Consider the following 6,953-nt stretch of genomic DNA (forward strand, 5'->3'; position numbering starts at 1 on the left):
TTTTCGCCATCGACGCGCGCCATATCGCGGCGAAGATAGACGGATGCGTGCATGCGGACGCCGAGTTGATCGAACTGGCCTGGATCGGACTGGACGAAGCGGAGAGCCTCGACCTGCCGGAAATCACCCTGAGGGTGGTGATCGAATTGCGCGCGAGGCTGGCGGCGGGAATGAGCCGCTTCTTGCCGGCGCCTTTCTTCTACCAGCATTACGGACAGTGGCGGCGCGACGAGCTTTGAATCGCAAATAAAAAGACCGCCCAGCGGCGGCCTTTGGCAAATTCAATCGGGACAGCAATCAGATACGGATGCCCACGCGATGATTGCGGCGATAGCCGGTGAATCCAAGGCCGATGGAACCGAGCGGCATCATCGCCCAGGTCGAAGTTTCGGGAATCGCCGACGCGATGATCTTGTCGGCATCGCCGTCGTTGCCTTGGTCGAAGTCGGGGCCGCCAGCGAGGACCGCCGGAATGGCTTCCGAACGGGAGCCAAGCTGAACGTTTCCCGGAGTGGCGCCCTTCTGCATCGGCCCGGCCTTAGCCGGGTCGGCCCCGCGCCCTGCGCTCACGATAGGCGCATAAAGAAAGGCCGCCTTGCGACGGCCTTCCCCAGTTTCAGCGGACCAGCAATCAAGCGGCGAAAGTCACAGGCCTGCGGCGATAGCCGGCGAAGCCGATCGCGGCGAAGCCCCCGAGCATCATTGTCCAGGTGGAGGCTTCCGGAACGCCAGTGACGACGGTGGTGGTGGCCGAGTCGGAGATCGAATAGCCGACCGATTTGCCAGGGCCATTCTGGCTGGCGGAGAGAGACATGCTGGCGGCGACATTATTGAAGCCGGGTCCTGTAACGGTTCCAGCGAAGGTGACCGCAAGATAATCGACGCCGCCGAAAACGTTGCCTCCGAAGCCTGTGATCGAAGTCAGGGTCTCCACGAAGGCCCCCTGCGAGGTTGTCCAAGCCTTGGTGAGGTCCGTGCTGAGCGCGCCAACGGTAAGCTTGATGACATAGTCGGGCGTAATCGAGACTGAGTCGCCCGAAGCGACGCCCGTGGTGTCGTCGTTGCCGACGACGCCCACAGTGAAGGAAGTCGTGCCCAGATCGAAAGCGGTCGCCTTGGCAAGGTTGGAGCCAGCATAGCTCGCGTGGCCACCGGCCGGACTGGCCGAGAAATCGATGATGTTGGTCGTGGCGTTGGCCATGGAAACCGAGCCGAGCGACGCAACCAAAGCGACGCCCACCGCAGAGATGAGTGTGTTATTCATGAGAAGCACCCCAAAAAGACATGTAAAGAGTACTGCCCCCTCGCAGCGAAAGCATTTATGTACTGAATCAAAGTGATTCTCAAGCACAAAAATAACTACAATCACGATATTACTTACCACTTCGAGGTTGTGTGTCTATACAGCAAGATAATTACGTAACTATAATATTTTTTTGTTTTTATGTGTTTGGTATATACATAGCAACGCTCGCCCGATGGCAATGCCTGCTCCGGGGACGGGTCCTGCCATTTTAGCGAGCCTCCACCGAGGCATCATTGCTGTGGGATCCCACAGCAGGTAAATCATGACGAAAGTCACTGGTCAAGGCTAAAACCTCACAAACCACTGATGTGACGTGAAAAATTCATGACTCCAGCCAAGGTTAAATCACGCAAAAGGAAAAACCGCCGCAAGACGGCCTTTCCGCAGGTCGAGTGGATACACGATCAGGCGCCAAAGCCGCTCCGACTTCCTTGCGACATGAAAACATGGCCTATTGGCGCCTATGTTCGAAGCCTTCGATTCCCCGACGCGCAAAAAGCTCGGCGCCGCCATCTCCTGCATTTCCATCGTCGGCGTCGGCCTGTCGCTGGTGATTCCCCTGCTTGCCCTGCGGATGGAGGCCGCCGGCATTCCGGCTCGGACCAATGGCCTGCATATCGCCGTCACCGGCCTGGCGACGCTGATCGGCGCGCCGCTGACGCCGCCTCTCACCCGGGCGCTCGGCGTGCGGCTCACGTTGTTCCTGTCGATCGGCGTCTGCGTCGCCGCTCTGGTCGCCTTCGCCTTTATCGACGACGTCTGGGCCTGGCTGGGGATTCGCGCGGTGTTCGGCCTGGCGCTGACGGTGGTCTTCGTGGTCAGCGAATTCTGGATCAGCGCCGCAGCGCCACGCGGCCAGCGCGGCATGGTTTTGGGGCTTTATGCGACGGTGCTGGCGCTCGGCTATTCGGTCGGTCCGACCCTCCTTACCCTGATCGGGGTCGAGGGAAGGCCGCCTTTTCTCGTCGCCGCCGGACTGATCGGCGCGGCCGCCCTGCCGGTGGCGCGGGCGGGGCGCGAAGGTACGGTGAAAATGGAAGGCGGCCGAGGAAAGCTCGGCGCAATTTTCGCAGCCGCGCCGCTGGCCCTGGCCGCCAGCCTGTTTTACGGCGCCGTCGAGACCGGCATGAACGGACTGCTGCCGGTTTTCGGTCTGCGCGCCGGGATGACGCCCGCCTGGGCGACCTTTCAGCTCACGCTATGGGCGCTCGGCAATGTGGTGTTTCCGATTCCGGTCGGCCTGATCGCCGACCGCGTCAACAAGGTCAAGCTGCTCGGCTTTTTGTCCTTGCTCGGCCTTCTCGGCGCCCTGAGCCTGCCCTCGATGGTGGAGAACAGGCCGGCTTACGCCGCCGCGCTGTTCGTCTGGGGCGGAATCATCAGCGAATTCTATCCCGTCGGCCTGGCTTTGCTGGCCGAAAAATTCCAAGGCGCGCAACTCGGCGCCGCCAACGCCGCCTTCGTCACCATGTATGCGCTCGGGATGATGGCGGGGCCGCCGGCGCTCGGCCTCGGCCTCGATCTTTCCGCGCAGCACGGGATGTTCGACGCGCTGGCGCTGATTTTCGCCGCCTATCTGGCTTTGGTCCTCGCCTTCGCCGGACCCTTTCCGATCGGCAAGAAGCGCGGCGCGGCTTGACAAATTTACGACGATACGTATGTTGCGCGCGAGTTTGGGCCGGAGACGATCCGGCCCCTTTTGTTCCATGGTTCGGTTGGAAGAACGCCGCGCCAATTCGCTTTCAGGATAAAGTCCATGGCCAAGGCCGCCACCATCAAGATCAAGCTGCTGTCGACCGCCGACACCGGCTATTTCTACGTCTCCAAGAAGAACGCCCGCACCAAGACCGACAAGCTGTCGTTCAAGAAATACGATCCCGTCGCGCGCAAGCACGTCGAGTTCAAGGAAACCAAGATCAAGTAATCCTTGCAGCTTCCTGCGCCAAAGCCGCCTCCGGGCGGCTTTTTGCGTTTGTGGCGCCCGTCGCGACTCAGGCCAGAAACCCCTCGAACACAATTTGGTCGGCATGGGCTCGGACGCGACCTGCCGCTTCCGGAGAGCGGATTGTCCAGGTCATCACCGGCCTCCCGGCGCAACCACGGGCGAATTCGCAGGTTGGATTGGGCAGGTCGGCTGCCCGCCATGACAGGAAATCCGGCTGTGTTTCAGAGGCATGGGTGAAGCGACTTAAAGCAAAGCATTGACTGGATGTCAGGCCTGCCCATTCCGCCTCCGCATATTCGGCCTGAGCCACGATGCCCAATGGCCAGGGCGCCTGCATCCCCCGCAAGGCGGCGATCAACGCCGGGTCGAAGCTTTTTATCGCCACCGGCCCGGCATAATCTCTCACCTCAGCGGCGACGGCGGCGGCCAGCGCCACATCGCCGGAAAAATCGCTCTTGAGTTCGAGAATCAGCGGCGCCGCGCCCCGCGCCACATCCAGCAATTGCGCCAGCGAAGGAATGGCCTCGCCTGAGCCGCGCAAAAACTTTGCCGCCAATTCAGCCGAATCAAAGCCGCCGAAAAACCCGCTCTCGCCGCACAGGCGGTCGAGCATGTCGTCGTGAAAGACAAAAACCTTGCCGTCGCGCGACAGCCGAAGGTCACACTCCATCGCATAATTGTTGGCGAAGGCCGCCCGCGCCGCGCCGAGCGAATTCTCCACTATCCCGCGCGAAAAATCGTGAAGCCCGCGATGGGCGATGGGCCGCGCCGTCAGCCAGTCCGGAGCCTTGGCCAACCGCGGTTTCATGGCGTGATTTCGAAAATCGCCTCGACTTCGACGCAGGCGCCGAGCGGCAGTTGGGCGACGCCGACGGTCGAGCGGGCATGCGTCCCTCTTTCGCCGAGCGCCGTCGCCATCAAGTCGGAGGCGCCGTTCATCACCACGGCCAGCCGGGTGAAGTCCTCGGCGCAATTGATGAATCCGCCGAGTCGCAGGCAGCGCCCGATGCGGTCGAGATCGCCGAGATGCGCCCGCGCCTGGGCGAGGCAATTCAGTGCGCAGAGCGCCGCCGCGTGACTCGCCGCCGCTTCGTCCACCCCCGCGCCGACCTTGCCGACATGATCTTCCGCCAACTTGCCGTCGGGACCCAGCGGCAATTGCCCGGAAATCAGCAGAAGCGCGCCGCTGCGCACCGCCGGGACATAATTGGCGAGGGGGGCGGCAGGCTCCGGCAGGACGAAACCGAGATTGGCTAGACGGCGCTCGACCTCGCTGGCGATCTGACCCATGGAAAAATCCTTTTTGTCCTGTCCATGATTAGACCCTAAATTCGCCACGACCTTCCTGCAATGGATCATCACAAGTATGTTACCGAATTCCCGGCGCTGAACTTTCCACGGACAATCAAGCCCATGCGTAAAATCTCGTTCCTGTTTGTCGCTGCCTGCGGACTTGCCAACCTTGCGCCGGCGAGCGCCGGCCCCGCCATGTCGGACGCCGCCAAGACGGAGCCCACCAAGACCGAGGCCGCCCTCACGGAGGCCGCCGCCCCGCCGCTGGTCAGTCACAAGGCGATCTATGAGTTGCGCCTGCTCGAAGGCGCGGGAACCAAGGCGCCGGCCGGCGCCAGCGGCCGCATCGCCTTCGATTTCTCCTCGGCCTGCGAAGGCTATGCCCAGACCTTGCGGCAGGTGGTGGACATGCAGCCGCAGGAAGGCGAACGCCAGGTCACCGAAACGCGCACCACCACTTACGAGGACGCGCACGGCGCGGATTTCCGCTTCAACATCGCCTCGGAGGGGAGCAAGGACGAAGAAGTCGACGGCCATGCCGAGCGGGCGCGCGGCGCTCTCTCGATTGCCCTGACGCGACCGAAACCTTTCACCATCAGCGCAGACAACGACGTGCTGTTCCCGACCCAGCACATCGAAAAGGTGATCGACGCGGCGCGCAAGGGGGAGAAGATCTTTCTGGCGCGCATCTACGACGCCTCCGACGACGGGCGCAAGATTTTCGACGTCACCGCGATCATCGGCGCTGCGGTAAAAACCCCGGACGCCGACAAGGGCGCGCAGACCGGCAATTTGCGCGGAATGCAGCGCTGGCCGGTGGCGCTGGCCTATTTCCCGCCCGACCAGCGCGACGGCGTGCCGGATTACGTGCTGTCGTTCAACCTCTATGAAAACGGCGTGTCGTCAGGGCTGAAGCTCGACTACGGCGATTTCGTGCTGTCCGGCGAATTGACCGAGATCGAGTTCCCGACCCCCGCCAAATGCCGCCGCTGACGCGCTAGGCCGGAACTGAACAAAAACCTCCCGCCGGTCCGGCGGGAGGTTTTTTCATTTCGGACCGTGATCCGGCAAAAGCCTCACTGCGGGATATTGTCGTGCTTCTTCCACGGGTTTTCCAGCTCCTTGTGGCGCAGCATGGCCAAAGCGCGCGCCACGCGCTTGCGGGTGCCGTAGGGCTGGATCACTTCGTCGATATAGCCGCGTTCGGCGGCGACGAAGGGCGAGAGGAAGCGGTCTTCATATTCCCTGGTGCGCTCGGCGATTTTTTCCGCGTCGCCGATATCCTGGCGGAAGATGATCTCCACCGCGCCCTTGGCGCCCATCACCGCAATCTGCGCCGTCGGCCAGGCGTAATTGACGTCGCCGCGCAGATGTTTCGAGGCCATGACGTCATAGGCGCCGCCGAAAGCTTTTCGCGTGATCACGGTGATCTTCGGCACGGTGGCTTCGGCATAGGCGAACAGCAGCTTGGCGCCATGCTTGATCAAGCCGCCATATTCCTGCGCCGTGCCGGGCAGGAAGCCGGGAACGTCGACGAAGGTGACGATCGGAATGTTGAAGGCGTCGCAGAAGCGCACGAAACGCGCGGCCTTGCGCGAGGCGTCGGAATCGAGCACGCCCGCCAGAACCAGCGGCTGGTTGCCGACGATGCCGACGGTGCGTCCGTCGAAACGGCCGAAGCCGACGACGATGTTCCTGGCGTGGGCCTCCTGGATTTCAAAGAAATCGCCCTCGTCCACCACTTTGACGATCAACTCCTTGATGTCATAGGGCTTGTTGGGATTGTCGGGGATCAGGGTGTTGAGCGACATGTCGTAGCGGTCGTCCTGATCGAAGGTCGGCCATTCCGGAACTTCGTCGGTATTGGACGAAGGCAGGAAGTCGATCAGGCGGCGCATCTGCAACAACGCCTCGAGGTCGTTTTCAAAGCCCTTGTCGGCGATCGAGCTCTTGGTCGTATGCACCGAGGCGCCGCCGAGTTCTTCCGCCGTCACCGTCTCGTTGGTCACGGTCTTGACCACGTCGGGGCCGGTGACGAACATGTAGCTCGTCTCCTTGACCATGAAGATGAAGTCGGTCATCGCCGGGGAATAGACGTCGCCGCCGGCGCAGGGTCCCATGATCAGCGAAATCTGCGGAATGACGCCGGAGGCCAGCACGTTGCGCTGGAACACCTCGCCATAGCCGCCGAGCGCCGCCACGCCCTCCTGGATGCGGGCGCCGCCGGCGTCGAACAGGCCGATGATCGGCGCGCGATTGCGCAGGGCCATGTCCTGGACCTTCATGATCTTTTGCGCGTGGGTCTCCGACAGCGAGCCGCCGAGCACGGTGAAGTCCTTGGCGAAGACATAGACGATGCGGCCGTTGATCGTGCCCCAGCCGGTGACGACGCCGTCGCCGGGAATCTTG

8 protein-coding genes and 1 pseudogene are annotated in these 6,953 nt (G+C 62.3%); 4 read left to right on the forward strand and 5 right to left on the reverse strand.

Going from position 1 to position 6,953, the window contains the following annotated elements:
- Positions 1-239 (forward strand): annotated as a pseudogene (locus tag ACLP2E_RS14720) (NUDIX hydrolase); the annotation flags it as partial.
- A gap of 58 nt (positions 240-297) precedes the next feature.
- Here the strand turns inward: ACLP2E_RS14720 and ACLP2E_RS14725 are convergent.
- Positions 298-528: a hypothetical protein gene (locus tag ACLP2E_RS14725; protein ID WP_442466380.1), complete on the reverse strand. Its 231-nt coding sequence runs from the start codon at positions 526-528 to the stop codon at positions 298-300.
- A gap of 103 nt (positions 529-631) precedes the next feature.
- Complete coding sequence (locus tag ACLP2E_RS14730) at positions 632-1,264, reverse strand: PEP-CTERM sorting domain-containing protein (RefSeq protein WP_442466381.1); 633 nt, start codon at positions 1,262-1,264, stop codon at positions 632-634.
- 505 nt (positions 1,265-1,769) lie between these two features.
- On the opposite strand from ACLP2E_RS14730, the gene ACLP2E_RS14735 reads away from it, so the two are divergent.
- The gene (locus ACLP2E_RS14735; RefSeq protein ID WP_442463398.1) at positions 1,770-2,945 is read left to right on the forward strand and encodes an MFS transporter; all 1,176 of its coding nucleotides are present in this window, start codon (positions 1,770-1,772) and stop codon (positions 2,943-2,945) included.
- Positions 2,946-3,062: 117 nt separating this feature from the next.
- Positions 3,063-3,230 (forward strand): 50S ribosomal protein L33, encoded by a 168-nt coding sequence (gene rpmG, locus ACLP2E_RS14740; RefSeq protein WP_442463397.1) that lies wholly within the window; start codon positions 3,063-3,065, stop codon positions 3,228-3,230.
- Between the two features lie 67 nt (positions 3,231-3,297).
- On the opposite strand, the gene ACLP2E_RS14745 is transcribed toward rpmG, so the two are convergent.
- Together ACLP2E_RS14745 and ACLP2E_RS14750 are read right to left on the reverse strand one after the other, a co-directional pair.
- Positions 3,298-4,059, reverse strand: a complete 762-nt coding sequence (locus tag ACLP2E_RS14745; RefSeq protein ID WP_442466382.1) for a glycerophosphodiester phosphodiesterase family protein — start codon at positions 4,057-4,059, stop codon at positions 3,298-3,300.
- On the reverse strand, positions 4,056-4,541 hold the full coding sequence (locus tag ACLP2E_RS14750) for a RidA family protein (protein ID WP_442466383.1): 486 nt from the start codon (positions 4,539-4,541) through the stop codon (positions 4,056-4,058). The genes ACLP2E_RS14745 and ACLP2E_RS14750 overlap by 4 nt, the downstream gene beginning before the upstream one ends.
- A 123-nt stretch (positions 4,542-4,664) precedes the next feature.
- Between ACLP2E_RS14750 and ACLP2E_RS14755 the strand changes: the two genes are divergently transcribed.
- Complete coding sequence (locus ACLP2E_RS14755) at positions 4,665-5,537, forward strand: cell envelope integrity EipB family protein (RefSeq protein ID WP_442466384.1); 873 nt, start codon at positions 4,665-4,667, stop codon at positions 5,535-5,537.
- A gap of 83 nt (positions 5,538-5,620) precedes the next feature.
- Here ACLP2E_RS14755 and ACLP2E_RS14760 read toward each other — a convergent pair.
- A partial coding sequence (locus ACLP2E_RS14760; RefSeq protein WP_442466385.1) for an acyl-CoA carboxylase subunit beta occupies positions 5,621-6,953 on the reverse strand: 1,333 nt, incomplete at its 5' end.

This window comes from Rhodoblastus sp. (genome assembly GCF_052145335.1).
Classification (GTDB): Bacteria; Pseudomonadota; Alphaproteobacteria; order Rhizobiales; family Beijerinckiaceae; genus Rhodoblastus.